Source organism: Gammaproteobacteria bacterium (assembly GCA_016705365.1).
GTDB lineage: Bacteria > Pseudomonadota > Gammaproteobacteria > Pseudomonadales > UBA5518 > UBA5518.
In genome coordinates, this window is the sequence record JADIYI010000005.1 from 117,728 (window position 1) to 133,459 (window position 15,732).

15 protein-coding genes are annotated in these 15,732 nt (G+C 63.9%); 13 read left to right on the forward strand and 2 right to left on the reverse strand.

The features are described 5' to 3' along the window. Positions 1–59 precede the first annotated feature (59 nt). Positions 60–875, reverse strand: coding sequence for a cytochrome c biogenesis protein CcsA (gene ccsA, locus IPF49_04300; protein ID MBK6286861.1), 816 nt, complete (start codon positions 873–875; stop codon positions 60–62). Between the two features lie 201 nt (positions 876–1,076). On the opposite strand from ccsA, the gene ffh reads away from it, so the two are divergent. The 11 genes from ffh to IPF49_04355 all read left to right on the forward strand — a co-directional run bounded on the left by ffh (position 1,077) and on the right by IPF49_04355 (position 12,002). Continuing rightward, entirely contained in the window at positions 1,077–2,447 is a 1,371-nt protein-coding gene (ffh, locus tag IPF49_04305; GenBank protein MBK6286862.1) for a signal recognition particle protein, read from the forward strand. 149 nt (positions 2,448–2,596) lie between these two features. After that, on the forward strand, positions 2,597–2,854 hold the full coding sequence (gene rpsP / locus IPF49_04310; GenBank protein ID MBK6286863.1) for a 30S ribosomal protein S16: 258 nt from the start codon (positions 2,597–2,599) through the stop codon (positions 2,852–2,854). Further along, positions 2,784–3,407 carry a ribosome maturation factor RimM gene (gene rimM, locus IPF49_04315; protein ID MBK6286864.1) on the forward strand — a complete coding sequence of 208 codons (624 nt, stop codon included), beginning with the start codon at positions 2,784–2,786 and terminating at the stop codon, positions 3,405–3,407. The genes rpsP and rimM overlap by 71 nt, the downstream gene beginning before the upstream one ends. A 22-nt stretch (positions 3,408–3,429) precedes the next feature. Continuing rightward, positions 3,430–4,146 carry a tRNA (guanosine(37)-N1)-methyltransferase TrmD gene (gene trmD / locus IPF49_04320; GenBank protein ID MBK6286865.1) on the forward strand — a complete coding sequence of 239 codons (717 nt, stop codon included), beginning with the start codon at positions 3,430–3,432 and terminating at the stop codon, positions 4,144–4,146. A gap of 71 nt (positions 4,147–4,217) precedes the next feature. Further along, positions 4,218–4,586, forward strand: a complete 369-nt coding sequence (gene rplS, locus IPF49_04325) for a 50S ribosomal protein L19 (GenBank protein ID MBK6286866.1) — start codon at positions 4,218–4,220, stop codon at positions 4,584–4,586. Between the two features lie 64 nt (positions 4,587–4,650). Continuing rightward, positions 4,651–5,550 carry a site-specific tyrosine recombinase XerD gene (gene xerD, locus IPF49_04330; protein MBK6286867.1) on the forward strand — a complete coding sequence of 300 codons (900 nt, stop codon included), beginning with the start codon at positions 4,651–4,653 and terminating at the stop codon, positions 5,548–5,550. A 114-nt stretch (positions 5,551–5,664) separates the two neighbouring features. Beyond that, positions 5,665–6,372, forward strand: a complete 708-nt coding sequence (locus IPF49_04335) for a thioredoxin fold domain-containing protein (protein ID MBK6286868.1) — start codon at positions 5,665–5,667, stop codon at positions 6,370–6,372. A gap of 182 nt (positions 6,373–6,554) precedes the next feature. After that, positions 6,555–7,862, forward strand: a complete 1,308-nt coding sequence (locus IPF49_04340) for a homoserine dehydrogenase (GenBank protein MBK6286869.1) — start codon at positions 6,555–6,557, stop codon at positions 7,860–7,862. A gap of 28 nt (positions 7,863–7,890) precedes the next feature. Then, positions 7,891–9,282: a threonine synthase gene (locus tag IPF49_04345; protein ID MBK6286870.1), complete on the forward strand. Its 1,392-nt coding sequence runs from the start codon at positions 7,891–7,893 to the stop codon at positions 9,280–9,282. A gap of 3 nt (positions 9,283–9,285) precedes the next feature. Then, a complete protein-coding gene (gene recJ, locus IPF49_04350) occupies positions 9,286–11,040 on the forward strand; it encodes a single-stranded-DNA-specific exonuclease RecJ (protein MBK6286871.1) in 1,755 nt (584 codons plus the stop codon). After that, positions 11,037–12,002 carry an EamA family transporter gene (locus IPF49_04355; GenBank protein MBK6286872.1) on the forward strand — a complete coding sequence of 322 codons (966 nt, stop codon included), beginning with the start codon at positions 11,037–11,039 and terminating at the stop codon, positions 12,000–12,002. Before recJ ends, IPF49_04355 begins: the two co-directional genes overlap by 4 nt. A 55-nt stretch (positions 12,003–12,057) precedes the next feature. Here the strand turns inward: IPF49_04355 and IPF49_04360 are convergent, their stop codons facing one another. Continuing rightward, positions 12,058–12,783, reverse strand: coding sequence for a hypothetical protein (locus IPF49_04360; protein MBK6286873.1), 726 nt, complete (start codon positions 12,781–12,783; stop codon positions 12,058–12,060). Positions 12,784–13,124: 341 nt separating this feature from the next. On the opposite strand from IPF49_04360, the gene prfB reads away from it, so the two are divergent. Next, a protein-coding gene (gene prfB / locus IPF49_04365; protein ID MBK6286874.1) for a peptide chain release factor 2 occupies positions 13,125–14,220 on the forward strand; the annotation gives its coding sequence in 2 pieces (ribosomal slippage) (positions 13,125–13,196 and positions 13,198–14,220; 1,095 coding nt in all). A 19-nt stretch (positions 14,221–14,239) separates the two neighbouring features. Then, entirely contained in the window at positions 14,240–15,730 is a 1,491-nt protein-coding gene (lysS, locus tag IPF49_04370; protein ID MBK6286875.1) for a lysine--tRNA ligase, read from the forward strand. Positions 15,731–15,732: the final 2 nt, after the last annotated feature.

Here is a 15,732-nt window from a genome sequence, read left to right on the forward strand (position 1 = left end):
TTTCAGGACGGAAGTTCATGTTGAAGAAGTTTGCCCGTCAAGGCAACAGGGGTGGCATTTCAGAGGCCCGGACGATGCAGGACGAATTCGAGCACAATCTTGCTGCCGAAATACGCCAGGATCAGCAGCGAAAAGCCTGCGAGGGTCCATTTGATCGCGGTGATTCCGCGCCATCCCAGCTGGTGCCGGCCCCAGAGCAGGGTGGCGAATACCAGCCAGGCAATGATCGAGAGCACGGTTTTGTGGGCCAGGTGCTGTGCGAAAAGATTCTCGAAAAACATCGCGCCGGTCACCAATGACAGCGCCAACAGCACTTCTCCGGTCCAGATCAGGCGAAACAGCAGGCTTTCCATGGTCTGCAACGGTGGCATCATGTCCACCACGCCGTGCAGACGACGATGTTTGAGACGGTTGATCAGCAGCCCGAGCGCGGCCGCCTGCACCGCGGCAATGGTCAGGATGCTGTATGCCATGATCGACAGCAGGACATGACTGCCGATCCCCCAGCCCAGATGTTGCAGCTGTGCCTGGGGCGCGTGCAGGAACAGGGCGCAAAGCAGCGCGATGACGGTCAGCGGGTAGAGGATCAGCAGCAGGTTGGCCAGCGGCAAGCGCCAGCTGGCGCTATACGTCAGCGTGGCTATCATCCAGAAAAAAAGCGAGCCGGCATTGAACAGTCCGAAATCCAGCCCGTCGCCGGCGAACAGCGCCGGGCTGAGGCTGAGCATGTGCAGCAGCAGCGCGGGAGCGGCGAGCATCCTGGACAGTTGCAGGGCGCGCACGCGCGAGCCGCCCTCGTGCAGGGCGAACAGCTGCGCTGCGAGGCTCGCGAGATAGAGCAGGCAGGCCGCGATTCCGGGCAGTACCGATGTCATAACGCTGCGCAAATTCCGGATTGAGGTGTAACGGCGCGATTGCGGGGGAGTTCGCGCCATTCTACCGAGCGCGGGCGCATGCGTCACCCGGCGCGCGGGAAAGCGCCGGGCGTTTCTTCGCCCATGGTGCCTCGGCTATACTGCGCGGCGCCTTTTTTCTTTCTTGCCGCTTGCGGCTCTCACTCACGGATCATCCTGCCCATGTTCGAGAATCTCAGCGAACGCTTGTCGGAAACGCTGCGCCGTGTTGCCGGCAAGGCGACCCTGAACGAGGAAAACATCAAGGATACGCTGCGCGAAGTGCGCCAGGCCCTGCTCGAGGCGGATGTGGCGTTGTCGGTGGTCAAGGATTTCGTGGAGCAGGTGCGCGAACGGGCGCTGGGGCAGGAGGTCATGAAAAGCCTCAGCCCCGGACAGGCCTTCCTGCGTATCGTGCAGATGGAGCTCGAGCGCGCCATGGGCAGCGCCAACGAAACGCTCGACCTCGCGGTGCAACCACCCGCCGTGATCCTGATGGCCGGCTTGCAGGGCAGCGGCAAGACCACCAGCGCCGCGAAGCTCGCGCGCTGGCTGAAAGAGAAAGGCAAAAAGGTGCTGCTGGTCAGCGCGGATGTCTACCGCCCGGCGGCGATACGCCAACTCGAGAGCCTGGCCGAGACCGTGGGCGTCGGGTTCTTTCCCAGCAACGAGGGGCAACTCCCGGTCGCGATTGCCCAGAGCGCGCTGGCCAGCGCGCGCATCCAGTTTGCCGATGTGCTGATCATCGACACCGCGGGGCGCCTCGCGCTCGATGAGCGGATGATGCAGGAGATACGCGATCTGCATGCGGCCACGCGGCCGGTGGAAACACTGTTCGTGGTCGATGCCATGACCGGCCAGGATGCCGCGCAGACCGCGCAGGCGTTCAACCAGGCGGTGCCGCTGACCGGGGTCATCCTCTCCAAGGCCGATGCCGATTCGCGTGGTGGCGCTGCGTTGTCGGTGCGGGCGGTGACCGGCAAGCCGATCAAGTTCCTCGGCGTGGGCGAGAAGACCGACGCATTGGAGCCGTTCTATCCCGATCGTATCGCCTCGCGCATTCTCGGCATGGGCGACATCCTGTCGCTGATCGAGGAGGCCGAGCGCAAGCTCGATCGTGACAAGGCCGAGAAACTCGCGAAGAAGATCAAGAAAGGCGGCAAGGGCTTCGATCTCGAGGATTTTCGCGACCAGTTGCAGCAGATGCGTGACATGGGTGGTATCTCCAGCATGCTCGACAAGCTGCCCGGCATGGCCGGGCTCGCGCAGGCGGCGCAGCAGAATGTCGATGTGCGTCAGTTCGCGCGCATGGAGGCGCTCATCAACTCGATGACACCGAAGGAGCGGCGCAACCCCGATATGCTCAATGGCTCGCGCAAGCGCCGGATCACGCTCGGCTCGGGAACCTCGATCCAGGATCTCAACCGCCTGATGAAGCAGCACAAGCAGATGCAGAAAATGATGAAGAAGCTCGGCAACAAGGGCGCGATGCAGAACATGATGCGCGGCATCGGTGGCATGCTGCCGCCCGGAGCGGGTTTCCCGAGGCGGTAATAATTACCGTTCCCCTCGCGGACGACTCTCCAAGTATTTCAAAGCCAAAGGGTTTCCCTTAGAATGCTCGCCCTTTGCGGGTCCGGCCAAATGCAGTGTCGGGCCCTGCCCCAGCGATGCACCCGGCACCAGAAGCAGGAACAGCAGTAATGGTAACGATCAGACTTTCACGTACGGGCGCCAAGAAACGTCCTTTCTACCAGATCACGGTCACCGACAGCCGCAGCGCGCGTGATGGCCGGTTCATCGAGCGCGTCGGGTTCTTCAACCCCATCGCCACCGGCAAGGAAGAGCGTCTGCGCCTCAATCACGAGCGCATCGATTACTGGGTGGGGCATGGCGCCATCCTGTCCGAGCGCGTGGCCAAGCTCGTTCACGACGCCAGGAAGGGTGCGCAAGCGGCCTGAGGTGCGGGTGACGACACCAGCGGCGGACGACTTGGTGGTGCTGGGTCGTATAAGTGGTGTTTTTGGCGTCAAGGGCTGGCTCAAGGTCTGGTCCTATACCGATCCGGTTGAAGCAATTCTCGATTACCCGGTGTGGCAGATCAGGATGCCGCAGGGGTGGGAAAGTTGCGAGTGGGAAGGCGGACAGCGGCAGGGGAAGGGCATCATCGTCCGCCTGCCGGGCTGCGACGACCGCGATGCGGCGCGGCGCTTCGTGCAGGCCGATGTAGCGGTGCCACGCAGTGCGCTGCCGCGCCTGCCGGCCGATGAGTATTACTGGTACCAGCTGGAAGGATTGCAGGTATACGCGGTACGGCCGCAGGCGGAGCCAGTGTGGCTCGGGACCGTCGATCACCTGCTCGAGACTGGTGCCAACGATGTGCTGGTGGTGGAGCCCGCCGAGGGCAGCCTGGACGAGCGCCAGCGACTGATACCCTGGGTGCCCGGCAAGGTGGTGCTCGGGGTCGATCTGGCCAGGGGCGAGATGCAGGTCGACTGGGACCCGGATTTCTGATGCGCGGAGCGTCGTTGCAGCCATGTTGAATATCGGCGTGGTGACGATCTTCCCGGAGATGCTCGATGCGCTCACCGGGCATGGCATCGCAGGGCGCGCGTTTCGCGAGGGGCTCGCGGCGCTCAGTTGCTGGAACCCGCGTGATTACGCGCTGGACCGGCATCGCTCGGTCGATGATCGCCCCTACGGGGGCGGGCCGGGGATGGTGATGATGGCGGCGCCGTTGTGTGCGGCGATACGCGCCGCCAGAGCGGCATTTGGCGCCGGGGCGCGGGTGATCTATCTCTCGCCGCAGGGTGTGCCGCTGACCCAGGCGCGGGTGGCGGAATTGGCAACGGGCGGACCGATCATCCTGGTCGCCGGGCGTTACGAGGGCATCGACGAGCGCGTGATCGAGCGCGAGGTCGACGAGGAGTTGTCGCTCGGCGATTATGTGCTGAGCGGAGGTGAACTGGCGGCGATGGTCGTTGCGGATGCGGTGGTGCGATTGATTCCCGGAGCCCTCGGGCACGGCGAGTCGGCAGCGCAGGATTCCTTTTCCGGGGGCCTGCTCGATTGTCCGCATTACACGCGACCGGAGGTTTTCGAGGATTGTGGCGTTCCGGAGGTGCTGCTGAGCGGCAATCATGAACGCATCCGGCAGTGGCGGCACCAGCAGTCACTGGCCAGGACCCGGGCGCGGCGCCCGGACCTGATCGGCGCGGAGCAGGGCAAGGATCAGACAGAAGGGGTGGTGTGATAACACGCACCGCATGAAGGGCAGGCGCCCGGGCGTATACAACGTCGGGCAGATCATCGGAGGAGAGGGTCATGCAGAACACTATCATTGGGCAGATCGAAGCGGAGCAGATGAGCAAGAGCGTGCCGGAATTCTCGCCCGGTGACACGGTCGTGGTCGAGGTGCGCGTGGTTGAAGGCGAGCGCGAGCGTCTGCAGGCATACGAGGGCGTGGTGATCGGCAAGCGCAATCGCGGCTTGAACTCGGCATTCACGGTGCGCAAGATCTCGCATGGGGTGGGCGTCGAGCGTACCTTCCAGACCTACAGCCCGGCGGTGGCCAGCATCCAGATCAAGCGGCGCGGCGATGTGCGCCAGGCCAAACTCTATTATCTGCGCGAGCTGAGCGGCAAGGCAGCGCGCATCAAGGAAAAGCTGAGTGTGAAGCCAGCTGCCGAATAAGCGCTGCGACAGCGATTGACCAAGGTGGCTCCGGCCACCTTTTTTGTACCTGCCGTCACCAGCCATGACCCGCGAATCCGACGATACCGTGATCGAGAGCTTTCTCGATGCGTCGTGGATGGAAAAAGGACTGAGCGCCAACACGCTTGCCGCCTATCGTCGTGACCTGACGGGCTTTGCGCGGTGGCTGGAGCGGAATTCATCCTCGCTTGCCGGCGTCGACCAGGCACTGATACTGGAATACCTCGCATCCGGTTTGCAACGCGGCAGTTCCGCGCGCAGTGCCGCACGCTTGCTCTCCTGCCTGCGCAACTTTTATCGTCACCAGGTGCGCGAGGGACGCATCGACTCCGACCCGACGCTGCAGGTGCAAAGTCCGCGCATCGGGCGACCCTTGCCGAAGAGTCTCGGCGAGGACATGGTGGAGCGCCTGCTGGCCGCACCCGATGTGGCTACGCCGATCGGTCTGCGTGACCGGGCGATGCTCGAGTTGCTCTATGCTTGTGGCATGCGGGTGAGCGAGCTGGTTACACTCGAGGTGGCGCGGCTCAACCTCGGTCAGGGTGTGGTGCGGATAATGGGGAAGGGTGCGAAGGAGCGCCTGGTGCCGGTCGGAGACGAGGCGCTGGCCTGGGTGCAGCGCTATCTGCGCGAGGCGCGGCCGCTGATGGTACCCGATGGCAGCAGCCCGGTGCTGTTTCCGGGTCGCGCCGGCAAGGCGATGACGCGCCAGACATTCTGGCACCGGATCAAGCATCATGCGCGTACCGCCGGCATCGCCCAGGCACTCTCGCCGCACACGCTGCGCCATGCCTTCGCCACGCACCTGCTCAACCATGGTGCCGATCTGCGGGTGGTGCAGATGCTGCTCGGGCACAGCGATCTCTCGACCACGCAGATTTACACGCACGTGGCGCGCGAACGACTGAAACAGCTGCACGCGCGTCATCATCCGCGCGGCTGACATGAACCAACCGCCCGCCCCGGGTTCCAACCCGGCAGGCTTCCATGAAACCGAGGGAGATATACAGTGACGAACATCCGCAAACTCGTTGTGCCTGCGAGCGCAGCCATACTGATGATGGTGCTGGGCGCTGGCAGTGCGACGCTCGCCGCTGACGATGTTGCCGCAGCCATACTGGCGCGGCTGCAGGCGGCGCGTCCCGACCTGGAGTACGGGACACCCCAGCCGAGCTCCATGAGCGGTCTTTACGCGGTACAGGTCGTGGACGGGCCGCTGCTGTACGTGAGCGAGGACGGCGCGCGTTTCATCGCGGGTGACTTGTTCGAGGTGCAGGGTGCCGGACAGGGCTTTTCGAATCTCGCCGAGGTTGCGCGCCAGCAGGAGCGCAAACAACTGATCGCCGAGGTCAAGCCGGAGGACATGATCATCTTCGCGCCGCCCGAGCCGAAGGCGACCCTGACGGTGTTCACGGATGTCGACTGCGGTTACTGCCGCAAGCTGCATAACGAGATTCCCGAGCTCAATCGGCTCGGAATAGCGGTGCACTACCTGGCGTTTCCGCGCCAGGGTCTGTCCTCGCCTTCCTATCGCAAGATTGCCACTGCCTGGTGCGCTACCGACCGTCAGCAGACGCTGACGCGACTGAAGAACGGTGAGAAGGTGCCGGACAACGTGTGCACTCCCAACCCGGTAGCCGCGCAGATGCTGCTCGGCGAGCGTGTCGGAGTGAGTGGTACACCGGCGCTGGTGCTCGAGGATGGCACCCTGATATCCGGGTATCGTCCGGCGAAGGAACTGGCCCACCTGGTCGGGATAAACTGAAGCCGCTGCCAATGGCGGCTGGCGGCGCAATCGACGCGCCGTCCGCGGCCGGTTTTCACGGTGATTCCCCGCGGTAGTCCTGCTATCATCGCGCGCCGTGTCATGCGCCGGGCGATGGGTCCGGGCTTGCCGCCGGCGCCCCGTGCGGGCCCGATTGGCGCATCAATCAACGGGAGTGACTCTTGGATCCGATCAGGGTGGGCATCTGTGGTTTTGGGACGGTCGGTTCCGGAACCTTCCGGGTGTTGCAGCGTAACCGTGACGAAATCGCTGCCCGCGTGGGACGCGATGTCACTGTCACCCATATCGGCGCGCGTCGGGACAATTCGCAGTGCGACACGGGCAATACCCGGGTCAGCCGCGATGTGTTTGCGGTGGTGCGCGACCCCGAAGTCGATATCGTCGTCGAATTGATCGGCGGCTGCGAGGTCGCACGCACGCTGGTGTTGCAGGCCATCGAGGCCGGCAAGCATGTGATCACCGCCAACAAGGCCCTGATCGCCGAACATGGCAACGAGATTTTCGCGGCGGCCAGCGCACGCGGCGTCAGCGTGGCGTTCGAGGCGGCGGTCGGTGGCGGCATCCCGATCGTCAAGGCGATCCGCGAAGGCCTGGCCGCCAACCGCATCGAGTGGGTCGCCGGTATCATCAACGGCACCGGCAACTACATACTCTCCGAGATGCGCGAGCATGGGCGCAGCTTTGCATCCGCCCTCGCCGAAGCGCAGGCGCTGGGCTATGCCGAGGCCGACCCGACTTTCGATATCGAGGGGATCGACGCCGCGCACAAGGTGATGATCCTCGCCTCGCTCGCCTATGGCATCCCGTTGCAGTTCGACAAGGTCTACACGGAGGGCATCAGCACCCTGTGCGAGGAGGATCTGGCCTACGCGGCCGACCTCGGCTATCGCATCAAGCATCTCGGCATCTGCCGGCGTACCGCGCAGGGCATCGAGTTGCGGGTACATCCCACCCTGATCCCGGATGACCGCCTGATCGCCAACGTCAACGGGGTGATGAACGCGATCCTGGTGCAGGGAGATGCCGTTGGCCCGACGCTCTATTACGGGCCGGGTGCCGGAGCCGAGCCGACGGCGTCCGCGGTGGTCGCCGATATCGTCGATGTCGCGCGTACGCTGACTGCGGATCCCGGGCACCGCGTGCCGCATCTGGCGTTCCAGGCCGATCGGATGTCCTCGGAGCCGGTGCTGCCGATGGACGCGGTGCAGACCTCCTATTATCTGCGGGTCGCCGGCGTCGATCGCCCGGGTGTGTTGTGGCGGGTGGCGCAGATACTCGGCGAGGCCGGCATCAGCATCGAGGCGATGATCCAGAAGGAAGCTCCCGAAGGGCAGGAGACCGCGACGATGATCCTGCTGACCAGCCGTACCGTGGAGTTGCAGATGATGAACGCGATTCGTGCGATCGAGGCGCTGGACAGCACGCGCGGATCGGTCACCAGGATTCGCATGGAAAAGCTCGACGGTTGATGAGCGTGCAGCGAGGGGGAGGATTGCGGTGAGATACATAAGCACCCGCGGACAGGCACCGGCGCTGGCTTTCGAAGATGTGTTGCTGACCGGACTGGCGCCCGATGGCGGACTCTACGTACCCGAGACGCTGCCGCGCTTCGAGGCCGCGCAACTCCTGCGCTGGCGATCGCTTGGCTATGCCGAACTCGCCGCCGAGATCATGCAGCCCTTCGTGGAGGGCTTTCTCGAGCCCGCCGAACTGCGTGCCATTACCGCCGAGACCTATGCGGATTTCCGTCACCCCGCGGTCGCGCCGCTGGTGCAGCTCGGGCACAACGAGTGGCTGCTCGAACTGTTCCATGGCCCGACACTGGCGTTCAAGGATTTCGCGCTGCAGCTGCTCGGCCGGTTGCTGGAACGCTCCCTGGCGCGTCGCAATGAACGGGTGGTGGTGCTCGGTGCGACCTCCGGTGATACCGGCTCCGCCGCGATCGAGGGCTGCCGGCGCTCGCAGCACGTCGATATCTTTATCCTGCATCCGCACCAGCGCGTTTCCGAAGTGCAGCGGCGCCAGATGACAACCGTGGCCGGCGACAACATCCACAACCTCGCGATCCAGGGCAATTTCGACGATTGCCAGGAGATGGTGAAAAGCAGCTTTTCGGACCAGTCGTTTCTACCGTCCGGGCGCCGCCTGGTGGCGGTGAATTCGATCAACTGGGCGCGCATAATGGCCCAGATCGTGTATTACTTTTATGCCGCGCTGGCGCTCGGAGCACCGTCACGCAAGGTGTCGTTTGCGGTCCCGACCGGAAATTTCGGTGATATCTACGCCGGCTACCTGGCGCGGCGCATGGGTCTGCCGGTCGAGCAGCTGGTAGTCGCCACCAATGTCAACGATATCCTGCACCGTTTCCTTGCCAGCAATTGCTACCACCGGGCGCCGCTGGCGCACACCCTTTCGCCGAGCATGGATATCGTCATTTCCAGCAATTTCGAGCGCGCCCTGTTCGATTTCCACGATCGTGACGGTGCCGCGATCGCATCGCTGATGCAGCGCTTCCGCAATGAGGACGTCAGTGTTGCACCGGAGGTGATTGCGCGCGCGCGCGCCGAGTTCGGCAGCTGCAGCGTCGACGACGAACAGACCTGCGCGACTATCGCCACGGTGTTCCGCGAGTCGGAGTACCTGCTCGACCCGCACTCGGCGATCGCGGTGCGCGCGGCGCGCGCAACGCGTACCGACGCCGCGGTGCCCATGATCGCACTCGCCACCGCGCATCCGGCCAAATTTCCCGAGGCGGTGCTGCGTGCCGGCGTGACGCGCGCGCCAGGTTTGCCGCTGCATATGCAGGACCTGTTCGAGCGCCCGGAACGCTGCACCGTGCTGGCGCACGATCTCGCTGCGGTACAGTCTTTCATCCGCGCGAACCTGTAGGTCGTGCGCGAGGTCCGGCGCCGCACCAATCCGCACCGGTTGCCGGCGCTCGGAGCCCTCCCGGGATGGCTCACCCGCATCTATGCGGCGCGCGGCATCGATGATCCTGCCGCCCTCGATCTCCATCTCGACCGCTTGCATCCGCCCGCAGCCATGCGCGATCTGGATGTCGCCGCGCGTCGTCTTGCCGATGCGCTGAGTGCCGGGGAGGCGATACTGATCGTCAGCGACTATGACGCCGATGGTGCAACGGGTACGGCCCTGATGCTGCTTGCGTTGCGTGCCATGGGTTGTTCCAGCGTGGATTTCCTGGTGCCGAACCGGTTCGACTATGGCTACGGACTGAGTCCCGAGATCGTCGAGCTCGCCGCAACGCTGGATCCCGCGCTGATCGTCACGGTCGACAACGGCATTGCCAGTATCGCCGGTGTGGAAGCGGCCGCGCGACACGGCATCGAGGTGCTGATCACCGACCATCATCTGCCTGGAGCGCGCTTGCCCGCAGCCTGTGCAATCGTCAATCCCAACCAGTCCGGTTGCGATTTCCCGAGCAAGCACCTGGCCGGCGTGGGAGTGGTGTTCTATCTGATGAGCGCATTGCGCGGGGTGCTGCGCGAGCGTGGCTGGTTCGGCGCACGCTCTGTCGAGGAACCCAAGCTGGCGCAGTTTCTCGACCTGGTGGCGCTCGGCACCGTGGCCGATGTGGTGGCGCTCGATCACAACAACCGCATCCTGGTCGAGCAGGGCCTGCGGCGGATACGCGCCGGTCGGGCTCGCCCCGGTATCACTGCGCTGCTGGAAGTGGCCGGGCGCACCGTGGAGCGGACCGTCAGCACCGACCTCGGTTTCGTGGTGGGGCCGCGCATCAATGCGGCCGGGCGGCTCGATGACATGGCCTATGGTATCCGTTGCCTTGTCGAGGACGATCCGGCGCGCGCACGCGCGATGGCGAGCGAACTCGATGCGCTCAATCGCGAACGGCGCGAGATCGAGGCCGGCATGCAGCAGGAGGCGCTGCAGCTGCTCGATGAGGAGTTGCTCGGCGACAGCGAGCTGCGCTGGGGCTTGTGTCTGTTCCGGCCTGAGTGGCACCAGGGCGTGGTCGGCCTGGTGGCATCGCGCATCAAGGAGCGGCACCATCGCCCGGTCATTGCCTTCGCACCGGGGGGCGACGGTGAGCTGAAGGGATCGGCGCGCTCGATTCCCGGTTTCCACCTGCGTGATGCACTGGCTGCAATCGACGCACGCAACCCCGGGCTGATCGTGCGATTCGGCGGACATGCGATGGCTGCCGGGCTGACGCTGCACGCGCAACAGCTCGAGGCGTTCGCGGGAGCTTTCGACCAGGAGGTGCGACGGGGGCTGGACCAGGATGCGCTGCTCAGCGTGCTCGAATCGGATGGCGAACTGGCGCCCGATGAATTGTCGCTCGCCAACGCCGAACGCTTGCGCGAGGCGGGCCCCTGGGGGCAGCGTTTCCCGGAACCGCTGTTCGATGGCGAGTTTCATCTGCGCAGCCAGCGTCTGGTGGGTGAGCGTCATCTGCGCCTGGTGGTGACACCGGTCGGGGTCACGAATCGCATCGCGCTCGATGCGATTGCATTCAATGTCGACCCGAGCTGCTGGCCGGCACCGCAAACCCGCCGCGCGCGGCTTGCCTACCGACTCGATGTGAATGATTACCGCGGGGTGCGCAGCCTGCAGTTGCTGGTGGTGGATATCGTGCCGCTTGCCGCATCGCATCCGGAGGCGTCGTGATTCGGAGCAGCAGCCGGAGCTGGCGCCTGGGACTGGCGTTGTCGTTGACCACCGCGGTGCTGTGGGGAGCAGTGCCGTTGGCCATGGTGCCGCTGGTCGCTGCCGTCGATGCAGTGACGATCAGCTGGTTTCGTTTCGTCGGCTCCGGGCTGATGCTGCTGGCGCTGATCGCAGCCAGCGGCAATCTGCGTCGCCCCCGGCGCATCGCGCCAGTGGCATGGTGGCTGTTCGGTCTCGCCGTGCTGACGCTGGTCGGCAACTACGTCCTTTACGTGTCGAGTCTGCGTTACATAGGAGCCCCGGTTGCGCAGACCGTGGTGCAACTCGCGCCGGTACTGCTGATGCTCGGCAGTCTGTGGTTGTTCGGCGAGCGGTTCACGTGGCTGCAATGGACCGGTTTCATGGTGCTGGTGACAGGCATCGTGGGCTTTTGTGCGGAGCGGCTGCGCCTTACCGGATCCGGAGTCGATGTGTTCGGCACCGGCGTGCTGCTGATGGTGCTGGCGGCGCTGTTGTGGGCAGTTTACGGACTGGCCCAGAAACGGCTGCTGCATTTCCTGCCCTCGCAGATCGTGCTGTTGGGTATCTACCTGGCCGGTGGGATGGTGATGCTGCCGGCAGCCTCGCCGCGCGACCTGCTGCACCTCGACACGGTCCAGGTGGCGTTGCTGGTGTTCCTGGCGCTGAACACCCTGATTGCCTACGGTGCGTTCGCGGAGGCACTCAATCATTGGGATTCCTCCAAGGTGAGCGCGGTGCTGGCGGTGCAGCCGCTGACCACGCTGTTCGGTGCGCATCTGCTCGGCGTCTGGCTGCCGTTGCAGTTTCCGCAAACTACACTGACACCAGCCGTGCTGTTCGCCTCGCTTGTGGTGGTCGTGGGCTCGGTATTCTGTGCGCTCGGTGGTCAGTTGGGGGCCAGGCCGCCGCGCGGGCCAGACCGCTCATCCGGTTCCGATTAGGTCCGATGCCACGCCGGCGCAGTGCTTCGGTGACCTCGAATTCGAAATGGGTTGTCTAATTTGCATAACCGATGATTACGGCAATCAATACCAGTATCGTCATGATCAGGCTCAGGCGTCCGGTAGTGACGGCGCGACGCCACAGCTTGCTCTGTGACCGATCATCGAGATTCGGTGCATCCTGGGCGGGTGGCGAGCTGAAAAGAACCTGAAGAATCCCGGCTTTGCCTTCGGCCATGCCCAGATCGTGCAGGGGAAGATCATAGTGGCGCATGATTTCCGACACATGACTACCGAGTGTCGACATCTCATACGCAGTACCCAGGGCACGATCCTCGCCCAGAAAAATGGCATCTCCCGAGCGCAGACGCAAGGCGTAACTGCGATGCATATTCGAGGCAAGGAATCTACCGTAGGACTCCAGACGGGTCTCGATCGACTCCATTTGAATGGCTGGAATCCGCCCGCAATATCGATCGACATGATGAGACAGGGAACGTCCCGCAGGTAGCCGCAGATCAAGCTTGTCATCCTCGAGATGCACCTGCCAACCCCATACGCTGCGCATGTCGCGCAGCACATACAGAAACAGGATCACCATCACTGCGGCACACATATATCCCACTATACCAAGCACCACCTCACCGTTGATGAGTGCCAGGGTCGTGCCGGCAAGCATGCCCAGACAGATAACACCGATGAGGGTCGTGGCGAACACACAGAAAAACACCCGTGCGGCCGGCATACGCAGCGTCAGGGAATCGTCTTCGTCGTTTATCATGGAGGTCGCTCCCTCTGGCTTGAGTTCTTTTTGCGTCGACTGGCTGCGACGAGATCAACGCCTCGATGATCGATTTCAGAAGGATAGGGAAAACAGGGCGGACATGGGAGACAAATTTCAGGGTAAATCCGAACTGTGGATGTACGGCCCCGGCTTGCGGCGCAGCATCGGTGCCCGGGTATCGGGGGTGCGATCCCGGGGTCGCGATTTCCGGGCTTCGCACGCTGACTGCGGCGATCTTTTCCGGATAACTGGCTCGAAGCGGCTGGAGTCCGCGGCGCGCGCTCAGTTACACTAGCCGGCCTTTTTTGCATCCACCTTTACCGCGGGAGCGGCGTTGCATGGAAATCAATCCGCTGCAGAATCTTCTGACTGACCTTCGCGAGCGCGCGCAGGGCCTCAGGGGGTATCTTTGACTATGCCGTCAAGAAAGACCGGCTGACGGAAGTCGAACTCGAGCTGAGCGAACCGAGTGTCTGGGACAGGCCCGAGCGCGCCCAGGAACTCGGCCGCGAGCGGGCGGCGCTGGAAGTGGTGGTGCAGACGCTCGAGTCGCTCGACAGCGGTCTCAGAGACTCCTTTGACTTGCTCGAACTGGTGCACCTGGAAGACGATGCCGAGACCTTCGCGGCGCTGACCAGCGATGTGGCAGCGCTCGAGAAACAGGTCGAGACGCTCGAGTTCCGCCGCATGTTCTCGGGCGAGCACGACCCGGCCAATGCCTACCTCGATATACAGGCGGGATCGGGCGGCACCGAGGCACAGGACTGGGCCGAGATGCTGCTGCGCATGTACCTGCGCTGGGGCGAGGCGCGGGGCTTCGACACCGAACTGATCGAATGCAGTGCCGGCGAGGTCGCCGGTATCAAGAGCGCCACGATCCATTTTCGTGGCGAATATGCCTTCGGCTGGTTGCGTACCGAGACCGGTGTGCATCGGCTGGTGCGCAAGTCGCCCTTCGATTCGGGCAATCGCCGCCACACCTCGTTCGCCTCGGTGTTCGTATCGCCCGAGATCGATGACGAGATCGAGATCGACATCAACCCGGCCGATCTGCGCACCGATACCTACCGCGCGAGCGGTGCCGGCGGACAGCACGTGAACCGTACCGATTCCGCGGTGCGCATCACGCATATGCCGAGCGGCATCGTGGTGCAGTGCCAGTCACAGCGCTCGCAGCACCAGAACCGCGATTTCGCGATGAAACAGTTGCGCGCCAAGCTCTACGAGATGGAGATGCAGAAGCGCAATGCCGTGGCGCAGGCACTGGAAGACAGCAAGGCCGATATCGGCTGGGGCAGCCAGATACGCTCCTATGTGCTCGACCAGTCACGGATCAAGGATCTGCGTACCGGTATCGAAACCAGCAATACCCAGGGGGTCCTCGATGGTGACCTCGACCGTTTCATCGAGGCTTCGCTGAAAGCGGGGCTGTGATCGCCGAGGAGCGAACACCATGACCGAAACCAGTGCCACAGCGGCGGACGAGAATCGCCTGATCGCGGAACGCCGTGCCAAGCTCGACGCGTTGCGTCGCGTGCGCAATCCCTTTCCCAACGATTTTCGCCGTGACAATCTCGCCGACACGCTCCAGCGCGAGCACGCCGATGACACGCGCGAGCGGCTCGAGCAGCTGGGCAAGCGGGTCAAGGTCGCGGGGCGCATCATGCGCATGCGCGGACCTTTCCTGGTGATCAGCGACGTCAGCGGGCAGATCCAGCTCTATGTCAATCGCGAATTGCTTCCCGATGCAACACGGGCGGAGATCAAGACCTGGGACATGGGTGACATCGTCGGCGCCGAAGGCTTGTTGCACCGCTCCGGCAAGGGTGATCTGTATGTCGACATGGACCAGGCACGCCTGCTCACCAAGGCGCTGCGTCCGCTGCCCGACAAGTACCATGGCCTGGCCGATCGCGAATTGCGTTACCGCCAGCGCTACGTCGATCTGATCATGAACGAGGAAACGCGCCGGCTGTTTCGCGCGCGTTCGCTGACGCTGGACTCGTTGCGTGACTATCTCACCGACCGGGATTTCCTCGAAGTCGAGACGCCGGCCATGCAGAGCATTCCCGGCGGTGCCGCGGCGCGGCCTTTCGTGACCTATCACAACGCGCTCGACCTGGAGATGTTCCTGCGTATCGCGCCCGAGCTCTACCTCAAGCGTCTGGTGGTGGGCGGCTTCGAACGGGTGTTCGAGGTGGCGCGCAACTTTCGCAACGAGGGGCTGTCGACACGGCACAATCCCGAGTTCACGATGCTCGAGTACTATTTTGCCTACGCCGATTACCGCGATGCGATGGATCTCACCGAGGGCATGCTGCGGGCGGCGGCGCAGCGCGTGACCGGCGCCACGCTGCTCGACTACCAGGGCGAGCAGCTCGATCTCGGCAAGCCGTTTGTCCGTATCAGCGTGTTCGACTCGATCCTGCAGTTCAATCCGTCGTTGAGCGCGGCGGATATCGACTCGCTGGAGCGTGCCCGCACCACGGCCCGTCATCTGGGGGTCGAGGTCAGGCCGCAACACGGCTTGGGCAAATTGCAGATGGAGATTTTCGACAAGACCGTGGAGTCGCGTCTGCGCCAGCCGACGTTCATTACCGCCTATCCGACCGAGGTGTCGCCGCTGGCACGGCGCAACGACGAGAATCCGTTTATCAGCGATCGTTTCGAGCTGTTCATCGGCGGACGTGAGCTCGCCAACGGGTTTTCGGAGCTCAACGATCCGGAGGACCAGGCGGCACGCTTTCGCGAGCAGGTCGCGATGAAGGAGGCGGGCGACAGCGAGGCAATGCATTTCGACGCCGACTACATAACCGCGCTGGAATACGGCTTGCCGCCGACGGCCGGTGTCGGGATCGGGGTGGACCGGCTGGTCATGTTGCTGACCGATGCGCCGTCGATCCGCGACGTGCTGCTGTTCCCCCATTTGCGACCGCAGGCCTGAGT

Bases quoted from the DNA above. Each gene is read 5' to 3' on its own strand.
- IPF49_04360 (MBK6286873.1), bottom strand. From the start codon at position 12,783: ATGATAAACGACGAAGACGATTCCCTGACGCTGCGTATGCCGGCCGCA.
- IPF49_04335 (MBK6286868.1), top strand. From the start codon at position 5,665: ATGATGGTGCTGGGCGCTGGCAGTGCGACGCTCGCCGCTGACGATGTT.
- trmD (MBK6286865.1), top strand. From the start codon at position 3,430: ATGTTGAATATCGGCGTGGTGACGATCTTCCCGGAGATGCTCGATGCG.
- rimM (MBK6286864.1), top strand. From the start codon at position 2,784: ATGGCGCCATCCTGTCCGAGCGCGTGGCCAAGCTCGTTCACGACGCCA.
- rpsP (MBK6286863.1), top strand. From the start codon at position 2,597: ATGGTAACGATCAGACTTTCACGTACGGGCGCCAAGAAACGTCCTTTC.
- ccsA (MBK6286861.1), bottom strand. From the start codon at position 875: ATGACATCGGTACTGCCCGGAATCGCGGCCTGCCTGCTCTATCTCGCG.
- xerD (MBK6286867.1), top strand. From the start codon at position 4,651: ATGACCCGCGAATCCGACGATACCGTGATCGAGAGCTTTCTCGATGCG.
- ffh (MBK6286862.1), top strand. From the start codon at position 1,077: ATGTTCGAGAATCTCAGCGAACGCTTGTCGGAAACGCTGCGCCGTGTT.
- lysS (MBK6286875.1), top strand. From the start codon at position 14,240: ATGACCGAAACCAGTGCCACAGCGGCGGACGAGAATCGCCTGATCGCG.
- rplS (MBK6286866.1), top strand. From the start codon at position 4,218: ATGCAGAACACTATCATTGGGCAGATCGAAGCGGAGCAGATGAGCAAG.